Origin of the sequence: Pseudarthrobacter chlorophenolicus A6 (genome assembly GCF_000022025.1) — a bacterium.
GTDB lineage: Bacteria > Actinomycetota > Actinomycetes > Actinomycetales > Micrococcaceae > Arthrobacter > Arthrobacter chlorophenolicus.
In genome coordinates this window covers 1,936,387-1,950,049 of sequence record NC_011886.1, presented here as the reverse complement: position 1 = coordinate 1,950,049, position 13,663 = coordinate 1,936,387, and the positions used below count along the sequence as shown (strand labels likewise).

The following is a 13,663-nucleotide window of genomic DNA, read 5'->3' as shown; positions in this document are numbered from 1 at the left end:
ACTGAGGTAGCGGCCGTCACACCTCGACGGCCGCTACTGGCAGCCCTGCAGGATGCCGGCAATTGCATCATGCTCGGCTCTGGTGACCCAGAGGTCGTACTTGGCCTTTACCGCAGTTTGTCTCGCAACGTACTCACACCGGAAAGCTCTGTTCGGTGGCAGCCAGGTTGCGGCGTCTTTATCGCCTTTGGCACCGTTGGTGGGTCCGTCGGCTGCCATGAGGTTCAGTGGGTCGTTGGCGAGCTCCCTGCGCTGATCTCCACTCAGCTGCTGGGCGCCTTTCTGCCAGGCGTCGCTGAGTGGAACGATGTGGTCGATCTGAACGGCCGAACTGGTTGCCTGACCGCGGACGAAGGTGATCGAGGTACCGGTGTACCTATCCGCCAGGGTGCCTGTCATGACGACGCAATTGTTAGTGCCCGCCTTGAATGTTTCGCCGGTCAGGTCACGGGCAAGGATGTCATTGCGGGTATCGCAGCCGTTGCGGTCTGTATCGGCCCAGGCAGGTCCAAACTCGTCGCGGGAGTAGCCGGTCTTTGGGGCGCGGCCCTTGACCGGGATGTCTCCCAGCTGCACGAGGGCCTGGGCTGCTTCGCGGGCCGTGTCGCCGCGTGGCGCCTGGGTCGCAGAATTGCCTGGGGCAGAGCCGATGCCGCCCATGGCACGGGCGGCAACGTCGCAGCCTGCCAGTGGACCAACCAGCAGGAGGGCGGCGGCAACGGTTATTGATGGGGCGATGGAGCGAATGATGTGAATGGCCCTTCTGCGTTGCCGGGAGATGTTCCACGCTAGCGTCGGCCAACACCGGCAAGCGGTAAGAATGGATGTTGTGCCCGCCACACCGGGTGATCCGGACCCGCCAGCCTGCGTCCCACCGCCTGTCCCCTACCGAGAAGAGCAGATCATCGAAAACACCACCGTCCTCGTCGCCGGAGCCACCGGCGACCTTGGACAACGCATCGTCAGCGAACTCCTGCTCGGCGACAGCCTGGTCCGGGTGCTGACACGCCCTGGTAGCGGGACGGCCCACTGCCTCTACGGCGGGAATGACCGGGTGGAGATCCATGAAGTCGCCTACACGGATCGGGCCGGCCTCGCCCGAGCCTTGTCCGGCGTCGATACCGTTGTCTCGGCCGTTAGCGGTGCACGTCCGGTCATTATTGATGCGCAACGGGCGCTACTCGCGGCCGCCGTCGAAGCAGGGGTGGCACGTTTTATCCCGTCGGATTACTCTGCGGATTACCGCCGGATCAGCCCGGGCAGCAACCGCAACTTCGAGCTGCGCCGCGAGCTGGCCGCCGAGCTTGACGCCGCGCCGATCCGGGTGACGTCGGTGTTGAACGGAGCGTTCGCCGACATGCTCACCGGGCAGGCTCCCATGATCCTTTTCGACCGTCATCGGGTCCTGTTCTGGTCTTCACCGGACCAGATTCTCGACTTCACCACCAAGGACGACGTCGCACGCACCGTGGCTCTTGTCGGCGTCGACGAGGACGCGCCCCGCGTTGTCGAGGTAGCCGGCGACCGGGTTACGGCGCGAGGTATCGCCCGCACCATGAGCGAGCTCACCGGGACACCGTTCTCCCTGCAGTGGGCCGGTACCACCGGGATGTTGGCGGCCGCCAGCAGTATCGGCCGGCGCCTGTCCAGGAGCCACGACGAGGCCTTCCCGGCGTGGCAGGGCATGCAGTATTTCGTCAGCATGTTCAGTGGCGAGGCCCAGCTGCACCACGTCAACAATCTCCGCTACGGTCGGCATGACTGGACCTCGGTCCGGAATGTCCTCGAAGCACACCTGAATTCTGAAAGGATCGCCCAGAGGATCAAGGGACGGCCGACGGCCTGAGCGGCACCCTGACTCACCGTTTACAGATACAACGAGTCCCCCCGGAACTCTGTTCGAGGGGCCTCGCTGCGTCCGGAGTCCTACATACCGGCGGCGAAGCTGCTCACGCACTGCCCTTGGTTCTTGAACACGGGCGAGGGACTCGTCTTCCAGCCATCGTCCTTGCACGCGTCCTTGCCGGTGAATACCGCCACCTGGTACACCTTCACCGTCCCGTCCGGGGCAGCCACGGTGACTACCGCCGTCGGACTTTCCGCCGTTGCCTGCCGCACCGCCACCTTGGCGTTCGAGTCCAGCGGGTAGCCGACGACGGCGGGAGTCGCCGTCGGGGTCAGCGCCCGGTAGCTGGTGGTTCCGGGGGTAAAGCCCACCACTGATGACTGGTTGACGAGGAGCCTGCCGAGATCGGCAAGGCCGGCGTCGGCCAAACGGGTTCCGGCTATGGCCACCTCGGCGACCTTCGTGTAGGAGGCCGTGGTCACGAAGGAGACCCTGACGCCGCGGGTGGTCACTGGATCGAAGGAAACCGTGGTGGGCGATGAGGTCGAGAGGCCAGTCACGGTCCCTGCCGATGTGTCTTTCCATACCCCGGCGGCATCCTGGTACTGGACCTTGAGGCTTGTTGCCGCCTTCTCCGCAGACGTGACGGTCACTGACGAGACGGCGTAATCACGGGCGAACCCATAGCTCAACGAGTCGCCTGCATGGCCGCCGCTGACCCAGTTGGACCAGCGGGTGGAGGCGTGGGCATCGCAGGTGTTCCTGGCCAAGTACGAGCCCTCGGTGTATGACGCCGTGGCTATCGTGGCGGGATCTTCCTTGCAGATGTTGGCTACCGGAACGCGGTCCACCACAATGACGGTCAGGGTTGCCGGGAGTCCGTTGGCGGTTCCGGGCACTGCCACCTTTCCCTCGGCTTGCAGCGACGATTCGGTCACGGAAGACCAATCCCAGCTGACGGGCAGCGGGTTCCGGGAGGGTCCATCCGCAATCTGGGCAGGTACAGTCACGGGGGCCGAGGCCTGCACGGAAGCAAGGGATTCGCCAACACCAACAGTCACCGAGACGGGATCGGTGGCAATGTAAGCGCCCACCGTGATGGTCAGGACTGCTTCGAATGCCTGGCCGTACGGGTCCACGCCGGAGCCGTAAACCGTCACTTTGCCCGCCTTGTCCCACGAAGCTGGGTCCACGGGCGTCCACGCCACGGCCAGCGGCTTGCCGGTGCCGGCCTCATAAACGGGGTTGACGGTGGTGGGCAGAACGGGTGCTGTCCCCACGGGCGTGCTGATGTCAACCGGCGAGACACCCAGCAGCTTCAGGTCGGCGATGTCAGTGAACGCCCACGCCTGATGCGGGCTGGCCAACGCCGTTGCAGTGGTGCCCGTAGAGGAGGCCAGGGCAACTGATGTCCCGGTCGCTGTCTGGTTGCCCGAGACCTGAAGGGCAATGGCAGCGGCGGCATTCACCAGCGTCCACTGCTTGCCGTTTTCCGTAGTCACCATCCACTGTGCAGCAGGAGTGGCCTTGGCCTGCTCCAGCGTCAGGGAAGCAAGTGAGGCCGCCCCGCTCTGGCTGCCGTTGAGCACGCCGCCATTGCCGGTAAGAACCCGCCCGTCCTTGCCGGTGACAACCCAGCGGCGGTCCTTGGCGAACTCATCGCCGGAGGTTACTGCGTTGAAGGTCCAGATCTGCGGAGCAACACCTGCGGCATCCGTGCCCAGATCCTGGATCGATGCGCCGGAGCCGGAGCCGGCAGTCAGGTACTTGCCGCTCGCTTCGCCGCTGAGGTGGTAGCTGTGGCCGTCCTGCACGGGTGCGGCGCCGTCCGAAACTCCGCTGACGCCGTCGACGACGAACGTCACCACTGAGGCGGCAGGAACCTCAAGCGTCGCGGACTTCGTCCCGGCATTCACGGTCACCGGGGCGCCTTTGACCAGGGCGTTCTTCTCGATGTCGTCCAGGGGCGACTTGGTGGTGACCACGGGCGTGACCGTGGCACCGGGCGCAATGCTGCCGAAGCGGCTGAGGTCTATGGTGACCTTTTCCGGCGTCGGGGTGTCGTTGAAGTGCACTAGTGTGGCTCCGTTGCCGTCGGCGCGAAGGGCGCTGGCGGTTTTGGGGTCATTGTTCTGGATGAGGAAGTCGCCCGGCCGGATGTAGTGCGTGAAGTTCCGGGTGGTGTTGTACTTCTGGTTGGTCAGGACCTTGCACTTGGCGGCGTCCGGGGTGTCGCCGTCGTTGATGCGGCGGTTCGAGTACCCCTCGCGGCCGGCGTAGTTGCAGTCGAAGTCGACGTAGATGGAGCCCCATCCTTTGTCTGCCTTCTCTTGTTTGTACGTGTCCTCCACCGGCTGCCAGAACACCCAGGCGTTGGGATCGAGTTCGCGCAGGTCGTTGACCATTCGGCCGGCGATGCCCAGGCCGTTGGTGATGTTGGAGCGGTCCCAGCCGCTGGTGGAGTCGCCCAGCGCGGGGTTGCCGGTCCAGAAACCGCCCACCTCGCTCATCCAGAGCGGCTTGTCCGTGGCGCCTGCCAGGTCCCGGACGCGGCGGCGGTCGTTGGTGCCATAGGTGTGGACGTTGAGCTGGGCCACGGCGTTTTTGGCTTCCTGGCTGTAGCCGTTCCAGTTGGTCATGAACTTGGCGGGGTCAGTCTCGTCCATCGCGGAGATGACGGCGTCAGTGCTGCCCTTCGCCAGCTCTGCGGCGAGCAGTTTGGTCACGCGGTCCTGGGCCGCCGGGTAAATCAGCGCACCCTCCTGCTTTTGCGTGTACGTGGTGGGCGGCTTCCCGGTGGCAGCATTGATGTCCGTGCCCCAGTAGCCGGAGTTGGGTTCGTTGAAAGGATCAATGGTGTCCACCTTGATCCCGCTGCCCTTTTCCAGGAGTTCGACGGCGTGACGCATGTAGGAGGCGAACTTGCCTTCCGCTTCGGGCAGCAGGTTCTCGCCCTTGGCCGTGTTGACCTGCCCGGACACGTAGCCGCTCTTGGTCATGAACCACGGCGGCGAGTTGCTGAACGCCTCCCAGTGCGTGATCTGCTGGTCCTGGGCCAGGCGCTCAACCCACCAGCGCTGGTTCTGGTCTGCGTCCGGGTTGTAGGACGCCGGATCTTCCGGGTTCCAGGCCTGGAGGAAGGCGAGTTTGTTGGCCTGGGCCTTATCCACACTTCCGTCGGGGTTATACAGGTTCGACGCCGGCTGGCCGGGTGTCGCTTCGGTGGCCGGTTTCCACCAGCCCTCCACTGCGCTGCCATCGTTGAGGTAGTCCTTGACGTCCGAGGCATTGCCGCCGCCCACGTTGTAGCGGGCAATGTTGAGGTTCAGGCCGTCCTCGCCGAAGACCTTCCGGTACAACTCCTCACGCAACTCCGGCGAGTATCCCGCGGTCGCATTGGCGAACCACACCAGGCTCGTCCCCCACCCTTCAAATGCTTCGCCGCGGCTGGCCGGGTTCGGGGTGATGGTGATGGGAGTTGATTCTGCTGCCTGCGCTGCAGGGGCCGGCGGCAGGAGTGCCAGGCCGGCGGCGGTCACGGCTGCTGCCAGGGCGGCGACCGGCCTGCGGATTCTGTGTGCTGATAACGCCATGGAGGGACCTCATCGTCGGGGTGTCGGGTGCGGTGCGCCGGGCGGTTCAGGAAGGCCGGGCACCCCGACACTATGAGCCCGAAGCGGAGGCCACAATGCACCCGACCATGCTCGAACAAGGTTGATCCGAACCGTTCTGGGTGCTTTCGCTGGACGGGGTGCTTATGCCCAAGCTGTCCAAGCCCCGGTCCAACCCCATCAAGGCAATGAACTGACGCTCAACCTGGCATGGATCCCGGATTAGAGGCCGCGCAGGAGTGCCCGGGCGGATTCGAGGTACGCCGGCCCAGTCTCCTCTCCGCCGAGTGCGGTTTGGAACCGCCTCTTCCGGAGCCGGAACGGGATCCGCGGCACTGAGGTCCTCAAGCGCGGCCATGCGCTCTTCGAAAACCCTCCTGCCGGCGTCGACGATCAGCTCTTCCTTGCTGCGGTAATAGACGTAGACCGCACAGGCGGACAGGCCGGCAGCAGCAATGATGACATCCAATCACTGAGGGGCAAGGACCCGCCCGCTCAACGCGGTCAGTCGAGCAGCGCTACGCCAAACTCAGCGACGACGGCCCGCAGTTCCCTCAGGTAACTCTGCGCCTGGTCGGTGAGCGGAATCGCAGCGTGGCCGATCCAGCCGATCTCGATGCGTTCGTCAACCTCGAGCGGGATAGCAGCGATCTCCGGGTCGAGCTGCCCGCTGATGATGCCCGTCGAGATCGTGTAGCCGTGGAGCCCGATCATGAGGTTGAAGATCGTGGCACGGTCAGAGACCCGGATCTCCTGCTTGCTGGACAAGGTGGAGAGAATCTCCTCGGCGAAGTAGAAAGAGTTGTTCGCACCTTGATCGAAGGTGAGCCGCGGCAAGCCGGCGAGATCATCGAGAGTCGCACGCTCTTTTGCGGCGAGCGGGTTTTTCCGTGAAATGAAAATGTGCGGATCGGCGAGGAAAAGCGGAGTAAATGCGAGCCCGGATTCCCTGAGCAGTTTGTCGATGACTTTCCGGTTGAAATCGTTCCGGTAGAGGATGCCTATTTCGCTGCGGAGCGTCCGGACATCCTCGATGATGTCCCAGGTGCGGGACTCACGCAGTGAAAACTCGTATTCGGCCACATCAGTGGCCTTGACCATCCGGACGAAGGCATCCACCGCGAACGAGTAGTGCTGCGTTGACACCCCGAGCAGGCGTCGCCGCGGTGCCCTGCCAAGGTAGCGCTGCTCAAGGAGGGCGAACTGCTCGACGACCTGCCTCGCGTAGCCGAGGAACTCTACCCCGTCCGCGGTGAGGGTGACTCCGCGGGCGGAGCGGACCAGGAGCGCACGCCCAACCCGGGCCTCAAGGTCCTTCATCGAGGCGGACATTGTCGGCTGCGCTACGTAAAGAAGATCGGCGGCCGCGGAGATCGACCCCTCAGCTGCAACTTCGATGAAGTAGCGGAGCTGCTGCAGGGTTAAACCGCTCGAAATCTGGGCCATAGGAAAAGTCTATATGAACGCATAGCAACGCCTAGTTACTTGATACCCCTTGAAAAGCTGCACCATGGAGACGTCCCTTTCTGAATGGCCGTCTCCGGCCCATCATCAACGATTGGCAGCGCATGGCAGACGACTTCACCTTCAGCATCACCACGACCCGCTTCGACGAGGACTACTCCCCGTCGGAAGGCTCGCGGATCACGACGAACTTCGCCAACCTCGCACGGGGCGAGCACCGCCAGGAGAACCTCCGCAACGCCTTGACCATGATCCGGCGCCGCTTCAACGATCTCGCAGACTGGGACAACCCGGACCGGGACCGCTACACGCTCGAGCTTAATATCGTCTCTGCGCAGATTGAGTTCACTGCGGAAGGCACGGATCAGCAGTTTCCCCTGTTCGAGGTTCTCGACATCCAGATCGTCGACCTGCTGAACGGGGTCCGCCACCAGGGAATCGTCGGGAACAACTTCTCCTCCTACGTCCGTGACTTCGACTTCAGCGTGGTACTGCCGGCGGCAGCAGGGGACTCGGGCAAGCCCACCGTTCCCGAAGACTTCGGCGATCTTCACGGCAAGCTGTTCCAACACTTCCTCGACTCCCCGGTAGGCCGGGAGCGCTTCCCGCAACCGCCAGTGGTCTGTATCAGCGTCTCCACGAGCAAGACATACCGGCAAACCGGGAACCGTCACCCGGTCTTGGGCGTCGAGTACCAGCAGGACGATTACTCCCTGACGGACGCGTACTTCGCAAAAATGGGGCTGCAGGTCCGCTACTTCATGCCACGCGGCAGCGTGGCTCCCCTCGCCTTCTATTTCCGCGGCGACCTGCTCAACGATTACACCAACCTGCAGCTCATCGGCACGATCAGCACCATGGAGACGTTCCAGAAGATCTACCGCCCGGAGGTCTACAACGCGAACTCTGCCGCCGCCGCCGTCTACCAGCCGAGCCTTGGCGAGCAGGATTACTCGCGGACCCAGATCGCTTACGACCGCGTCGAGCGCAGTCAGCTCGCGGTCACGCAGGCGAAGTACACGGAGGAACACTTCATCACGCCCCACAAGGATCTGTTGGACCAGTGGACCGCCAACTACCCCGCTCTCGTCAACTGACCCACGGAGAATCGCTAATCATGAACACACTTTTGCCCACCACCCTTGTCGGAAGCCTGCCGAAACCATCGTGGCTCGCACAGCCGGAGACTCTTTGGTCCCCGTGGAAGCTGGAGGGAGATGCGCTGCGCGAGGGGAAAGAGGATGCGCTGCGCATTGCCATCCACGAGCAGAGCCGGCGCGGCATTGACATTGTCAGCGACGGCGAGCAAACCCGCCAGCACTTCGTCACGACGTTCATCGAACATCTCAGCGGGGTCGACTTTGAACAGCGCAAGACCGTGCGCATCCGCGACCGCTACGACGCCAGCGTGCCGACCGTCGTCGGACCGGTACGCCGTGAACAGCCGGTATTCGTCGAAGACGCAAAATTCCTCCGCGCAACCACCGACAAGCCGATCAAATGGACGCTTCCCGGTCCTATGACGATGGTGGACACGCTCTACGATGACCACTACAAGAGCCGCGAGAAGCTGGCCTGGGAGTTCGCCACCATCCTGAACCAGGAAGCGAAAGAACTCGAGGCGGCTGGCGTGGACATCATCCAGTTCGACGAGCCCGCGTTCAATGTCTTCCTCGATGAGGTCAAGGACTGGGGCGTGGCTGCGCTTGAGCGTGCGGCAGAAGGACTGCGTGCGGAGACCGCCGTGCATATCTGCTACGGCTATGGGATCAAGGCGAATAATGACTGGAAGGCGACGCTCGGCTCACAGTGGCGGCAGTATGAGGAAACGTTCCCGCTGCTTCAGAGCTCCAGCATCGACATCATCTCGCTGGAATCGCAGAACTCCCACGTGCCCATGGACCTCATCGAACTCCTCCGCGGCAAGAAGGTCATGCTCGGGGCAATCGACGTTGCTAGCGAGACCATCGAGACCCCGGAGGAAGTCGCCAACACGCTCCGCAAGGCCCTGCAGTTCGTTGATGCCGACAAACTGATCCCCAGCTCCAACTGCGGAATGGCACCGTTCCCCCGGGACATCGCCCTGGCCAAGCTGAGCGCTCTCAGCGCCGGGACGAACATCGTGCGCGAGGAACTCGCCCGCTCCGCACCCCAGGTGTCATAACGATGTTTCATGCTTACCCGGCAGACACGTGGCTCGAGGCTCCGAAGCAAAGCTTGCCGTCCTCCCTCTCGGCCGACGAATTCAAAGCGCTGTTCCGTGGCCACCCGGGAGGTGTCGCCGTCATCACGGCGGATGCCGGCGAAGGGCCGGTGGCCCTGACGGTATCGTCGGTCGTATCAGTGAGTGCGGAACCTCCGTTGTTGATTTTTTCCGTCTCGGCACTTTCTTCTGCGTCCGCGGTGCTTTCGCGCGCCGAAACCGTCGTCGTGCACCTGCTGGACGCGCACGACGTCGACCTGGCGAAGTTTGGAGCGATGCCCGGCGCCGACCGCTTTGATCAGACGCACCGATGGTCGAACCTGGCAACCGGCGAAGCGGTGTATGACGATGTCCGCGCCTGGGTGCGCTGCGCCGTCATCGATCGGATGGAGGTTGGGACCTCCACCATCATCGCGGTTCACGCCCTGGAGTCCCGCGTGATGCGTGACGTCCAAGCGGGCGAACCCGGCGACGCTTTGGTTTACCACAACCGCTCATGGCACCGTCTGGGCGAGCATTCCAAGCTCGAAGGCTGAGCGCCGCGCCAACGGCGCGAGGCAACAAACCTAAGGAGGACGACGGCGGGAGCCTAACTCCCGCCGTCGTCCTCGTTTAAATCGGAGCGCCCATCAACTTCGGGCGGGCACTTCAGTGGTAGCCCACGGCACCTCTCCGGAGCCATGATGGCACTATGACTGATCCGAAACGGAAGCTGTCCGCCACCGAAATCGCCGCAGCCGGGCTCAGCGGCTGGCACCTGACCGGCGAGGCCCTCACGGCCACCTTCAGGACCCGAAAGTTCTCCACCGGGCTGGAGCTCGTCAACCGCATCGGCTCCTCTGCCGAGGAGGCCAACCACCACCCCGACCTCGCGCTCACTTACCCGGAGGTCAGGGTCACTCTCTCGAGCCACGATGTCGGCGGGATCACCAGCCGCGACATCGACCTTGCCCACACCATCAGCGGCCACGCTGCCGGGCTCGGGGTGGCCGCCTCGGAGTGATTTCACCGCCAGGCAAGGGCGAAGGAGCGTCGAAGCGCTAAACGGCCTTACGGATGTTGGTCCGATGCACCGCATGGTGGTGTTCCAATAGTTCGTGTTTGTGATGCAGCAAGAACTCGTGTCTGTAGTGGAGTCCTACCCAGGATGACGCAACGATCTCGTCAATAAAACTGACGGGCTGCATCGGTGCTTGCTCGGCCTTGAGCATCGGCTCCGGTTCACTCGTTCGTGTCCCGTTAATCGGACTGCTGGTGCGAAATAATCGGCGCAGAATCATCGTCTCTCATCTCGGTTCATAGGTGGTGAGAGCAGGTGTCCGGACCAAATCACGGTCGAGGACATTCCCGCGGAAGAAATGGGCTTGGTACTAGAAGGCTTTCAGGATGTCTTCGACGCGTTGTTTGGCGTCGCCGAACAGCATCTGCGAGTTGTCGCGGAAAAACAGCGGGTTCTGGACTCCGGCGTAGCCTGCGGCCATGGAGCGTTTGAACACCACAACATTTTCGGCCTCCCACACTTTGAGGACCGGCATTCCGGCGATGGGGCTGCCGGGGTCTTCGGCCGCTGCGGGGTTGACGGTGTCGTTGGCGCCGATGACCAGGACCACGGAGGTGCTGTCGAGGTCGTCGTTGATTTCGTCCATTTCCATGACGATGTCGTAGGGGACTTTGGCTTCGGCGAGGAGAACGTTCATGTGCCCGGGCAGGCGCCCTGCGACGGGGTGGATCCCGAACCGGACGTTCACGCCCTTCTCGCGGAGCTGGTGGGCGAGTTCGGCCACGGGGTATTGGGCCTGGGCGACGGCCATGCCGTAGCCGGGGGTGATCACGACGGACGAGGCGTTGGTGAGCATTTCGGCTGTTGCCTCGGCCGTAATCTCACGGTGCTCGCCCTGGTCTGTGTCTCCTTTGCTGGCCGGAGCGGCGATGCCGAAGCCGCCGGCGATCACCGAGATGAAGGACCGGTTCATGGCCTTGCACATGATGTAGGACAGGTAAGCGCCGGAGGAACCAACCAGTGCACCGGTGATGATCAGCAGGTCATTGTTCAGCAGGAAGCCTGCCGCGGCCGCGGCCCAGCCGGAGTAGCTGTTGAGCATGGACACGACGACGGGCATGTCGCCGCCGCCGATGGAGGCCACCAGGTGCCACCCCAGTCCGAGGGCAAGCACCGTCACGACGACGAGGAGCCAGAGCTGGGAGTCATTGACGTACCAGACGGTCAAGGCGACGAACACGGCGAGGGCGCCGAGGTTGATGGCGTTTTTGCCGGGCAGCATCAGCGGTGAGGATTTCATCCGGGCCGACAGTTTCAGGAACGCGACGATGGAGCCGGTGAAGGTGACCGCTCCGATGAAGACGCCGATGAACACTTCGGCGTGGTGGACGTCCTTTAGTGCTCCGGTCAGGTCCGGGGCTTGAAGGTGGCCGTTCCAGCCAACGAGCACCGCGGCCAGGCCGACAAAGCTGTGCAGCAGCGCGATGAGCTCGGGCATGCCGGTCATCTCCACCACCCGGGCGCGCCAGAGCCCGATAGCACCGCCCACCAGGACCGCGGCGACGAGCAAGGCCAAGCCGGTCAGGCCGTGGTTTGTTCCCCAGGAACCTTGCAGGGTCAGCCAGACCGTGGCAGCCAACGCGATCACCATGCCGGTGATGCCGTAGATGACACCGGCTTTGGCTCGTTCGTGCTTGCTCAACCCGGCCAGGCTGAGGATGAACAGCAGGGCCGCGACGACGTAGGCCGCCCCCGCGATGGCTTCAGCGGTCAGCGGACCGGAGACGGCGTCAGGCAAAGTAAGGCTCCTCGAGATGATTTCTGCTGCTTCGGTGGCGTGGCTCATGAACGTGCCTTCCCGGCCGAGAACATGGCGAGCATGCGCCGGGTCACGGCGAAACCGCCGAAGATGTTGATGCTGGCCAGCAGGACTGCGACTGCCGCGAGGACCTGTACCACCGGGTTCTCCGAGGTGACCTGCAGCAGGGCACCGACCACGATGATCCCCGAGATCGCGTTGGTGACGGACATGAGCGGGGTGTGAAGGGCGTGATGGACTTTCCCGATGACGTAAAAGCCCACCACCACAGAAAGCATCAGCACCGTGAAGTGCTGCGGCAGCGGCGCCGGGGCCACCATGTTGATGCCGAAGAGGGCCGCGATCCCTGAAGCGAACAAAACCGCCTTGCCCGCAGGGCTGAGGCCGGCCTTCTTCTTGGGTGCGGCACTTTCGGTCGTGCCGGCGTCGGTCTTCACCACCGGCGCGGCGGAGACCTGGACCGGAGGCGGCGGCCAGGTCTTCTCACCCTCCCGCACCACTGTCACTGAACGCTGGACGACGTCGTCGAAGTCGATTCTCAGCTGCCCGTCCTTCTCCGGGGTGAGGAGCTTAAGAAGGTTCAACAGGTTGGTTCCGTACAGCTGCGAGGCCTGAGCCGGCAACCGGGCCGGCAGGTCCGTGTAGCCGAGGATGACTACACCGTTTTCGGTGACGGTACGCTCCCCTGCCACTGAGCCTTCCACGTTCCCGCCCTGCCCGGCAGCCATATCAACAATCACACTGCCCGGCTTCATTGCGGCCACGTCATCGGCCGTGAGCAGCTTCGGCGCGGGCCGGCCCGGGATCAGTGCCGTGGTGATGATGATGTCCACATCGGCTGCCTGCTCGGAGTAGATTTCCGCTGCCCGCCGGTTGTATGCCTCCGACGTTGCTTTGGCGTACCCATCCGAGGATTTCATCTCCTCCTCCACCTCTACCTTGAGGTAGGACCCGCCAATGGACTTCACCTGGTCAGCTACCTCCGGCCGCGGATCCGTCGCACGGACAATGGCGCCCAGGCTCGAAGCCGCACCGATCGCCGCCAGCCCGGCAACACCTGCACCCGCCACCAGGACCTTTGCCGGCGGGACCTTGCCCGCCGCGGTCACCTGCCCGGTGAAGAACCTGCCAAACTCATGGGCCGCCTCAATCACGGCACGGTACCCGGCGATGTTCGCCATTGAACTGAGCACATCCATCGACTGCGCACGCGAAATCCGCGGAACAGCGTCCAACGCCAGCGCCGTAATCGGACGCGCCGCAAGCGCCTCCACCAGTTCCGGCCGCAGCCCCGGGGCCAACATTCCAATCAGCGTCGCGCCGTCAGCCAGCCGGCCAATCTCCTCCTCCGAGGGCGGATTGATCCGCAGCACCACCTCACTGCCCCACGCCTCATCAGCACCCACCACCGAGGCACCGGCTGCTTCGTAGTCCTCATCACGGAACGCTGAGGACTCCCCCGCGCCCTTCTCGACTACAACGTCGTAGCCCAACTCCAATAACCGCTTCACGGTGGTGGGCGTCGCCGCCACCCGCGTCTCGCTACCTAACTCGGCGACAATGCCAATACGTGTCACTATGATCTCTTTCTTTAACGTGTGATGCCCCCGTGAATACTGTTGCCGGGAGGCAGTAGGGAACTGATTTGCAGACGAAGGCCAGGCGCCGTCGAGACGGACGACGCCGGGAGGCTGACTAGCTCCGCCCCGCCCCTTGGGGA

10 protein-coding genes are annotated in these 13,663 nt (G+C 63.7%); 5 read left to right on the top strand and 5 right to left on the bottom strand.

The window, feature by feature from the left end:
• Positions 1–33 precede the first annotated feature (33 nt).
• Positions 34–660 carry an HNH endonuclease family protein gene (locus ACHL_RS08745; RefSeq protein ID WP_015936933.1) on the bottom strand — a complete coding sequence of 209 codons (627 nt, stop codon included), beginning with the start codon at positions 658–660 and terminating at the stop codon, positions 34–36.
• A 160-nt stretch (positions 661–820) separates the two neighbouring features.
• Here ACHL_RS08745 and ACHL_RS08740 point away from each other — a divergent pair, with 160 nt between their 5' ends.
• Positions 821–1,846 (top strand): NmrA family NAD(P)-binding protein, encoded by a 1,026-nt coding sequence (locus ACHL_RS08740; RefSeq protein ID WP_015936932.1) that lies wholly within the window; start codon positions 821–823, stop codon positions 1,844–1,846.
• Positions 1,847–1,926: 80 nt separating this feature from the next.
• Here ACHL_RS08740 and ACHL_RS23380 read toward each other — a convergent pair whose 3' ends face one another.
• Both ACHL_RS23380 and ACHL_RS08730 read right to left on the bottom strand, forming a co-directional pair.
• Positions 1,927–5,439: an Ig-like domain-containing protein gene (locus ACHL_RS23380; protein ID WP_015936931.1), complete on the bottom strand. Its 3,513-nt coding sequence runs from the start codon at positions 5,437–5,439 to the stop codon at positions 1,927–1,929.
• Positions 5,440–5,961: 522 nt separating this feature from the next.
• Positions 5,962–6,903: a LysR family transcriptional regulator gene (locus tag ACHL_RS08730; protein WP_015936929.1), complete on the bottom strand. Its 942-nt coding sequence runs from the start codon at positions 6,901–6,903 to the stop codon at positions 5,962–5,964.
• 122 nt (positions 6,904–7,025) lie between these two features.
• Between ACHL_RS08730 and ACHL_RS08725 the strand changes: the two genes are divergently transcribed.
• From ACHL_RS08725 to ACHL_RS08710, 4 genes are all read left to right on the top strand, one after another.
• Positions 7,026–8,018, top strand: a complete 993-nt coding sequence (locus ACHL_RS08725) for a DUF1852 domain-containing protein (protein WP_015936928.1) — start codon at positions 7,026–7,028, stop codon at positions 8,016–8,018.
• A 20-nt stretch (positions 8,019–8,038) separates the two neighbouring features.
• Entirely contained in the window at positions 8,039–9,085 is a 1,047-nt protein-coding gene (locus ACHL_RS08720) for a methionine synthase (RefSeq protein WP_015936927.1), read from the top strand.
• Between the two features lie 2 nt (positions 9,086–9,087).
• Entirely contained in the window at positions 9,088–9,660 is a 573-nt protein-coding gene (locus ACHL_RS08715) for a flavin reductase family protein (RefSeq protein WP_015936926.1), read from the top strand.
• A gap of 155 nt (positions 9,661–9,815) precedes the next feature.
• Complete coding sequence (locus ACHL_RS08710) at positions 9,816–10,127, top strand: 4a-hydroxytetrahydrobiopterin dehydratase (RefSeq protein ID WP_015936925.1); 312 nt, start codon at positions 9,816–9,818, stop codon at positions 10,125–10,127.
• Between the two features lie 367 nt (positions 10,128–10,494).
• Here the strand turns inward: ACHL_RS08710 and pntB are convergent, their stop codons facing one another.
• Together pntB and ACHL_RS08700 are read right to left on the bottom strand one after the other, a co-directional pair.
• Positions 10,495–11,970 carry a Re/Si-specific NAD(P)(+) transhydrogenase subunit beta gene (gene pntB / locus ACHL_RS08705; RefSeq protein ID WP_015936924.1) on the bottom strand — a complete coding sequence of 492 codons (1,476 nt, stop codon included), beginning with the start codon at positions 11,968–11,970 and terminating at the stop codon, positions 10,495–10,497.
• On the bottom strand, positions 11,967–13,520 hold the full coding sequence (locus ACHL_RS08700) for a Re/Si-specific NAD(P)(+) transhydrogenase subunit alpha (RefSeq protein WP_015936923.1): 1,554 nt from the start codon (positions 13,518–13,520) through the stop codon (positions 11,967–11,969). Before ACHL_RS08700 ends, pntB begins: the two co-directional genes overlap by 4 nt.
• Between the last annotated feature and the right edge of the window lie 143 nt (positions 13,521–13,663).

Excerpts from the sequence above, each read along its gene's own strand:
- ACHL_RS08740 (WP_015936932.1), top strand. The coding sequence starts at position 821 with ATGGATGTTGTGCCCGCCACACCGGGTGATCCGGACCCGCCAGCCTGC.
- ACHL_RS08745 (WP_015936933.1), bottom strand. The coding sequence starts at position 660 with ATGGGCGGCATCGGCTCTGCCCCAGGCAATTCTGCGACCCAGGCGCCA.
- ACHL_RS08715 (WP_015936926.1), top strand. The coding sequence starts at position 9,088 with ATGTTTCATGCTTACCCGGCAGACACGTGGCTCGAGGCTCCGAAGCAA.
- ACHL_RS08710 (WP_015936925.1), top strand. The coding sequence starts at position 9,816 with ATGACTGATCCGAAACGGAAGCTGTCCGCCACCGAAATCGCCGCAGCC.
- ACHL_RS23380 (WP_015936931.1), bottom strand. The coding sequence starts at position 5,439 with ATGGCGTTATCAGCACACAGAATCCGCAGGCCGGTCGCCGCCCTGGCA.
- ACHL_RS08720 (WP_015936927.1), top strand. The coding sequence starts at position 8,039 with ATGAACACACTTTTGCCCACCACCCTTGTCGGAAGCCTGCCGAAACCA.
- ACHL_RS08725 (WP_015936928.1), top strand. The coding sequence starts at position 7,026 with ATGGCAGACGACTTCACCTTCAGCATCACCACGACCCGCTTCGACGAG.
- pntB (WP_015936924.1), bottom strand. The coding sequence starts at position 11,970 with ATGAGCCACGCCACCGAAGCAGCAGAAATCATCTCGAGGAGCCTTACT.
- ACHL_RS08730 (WP_015936929.1), bottom strand. The coding sequence starts at position 6,903 with ATGGCCCAGATTTCGAGCGGTTTAACCCTGCAGCAGCTCCGCTACTTC.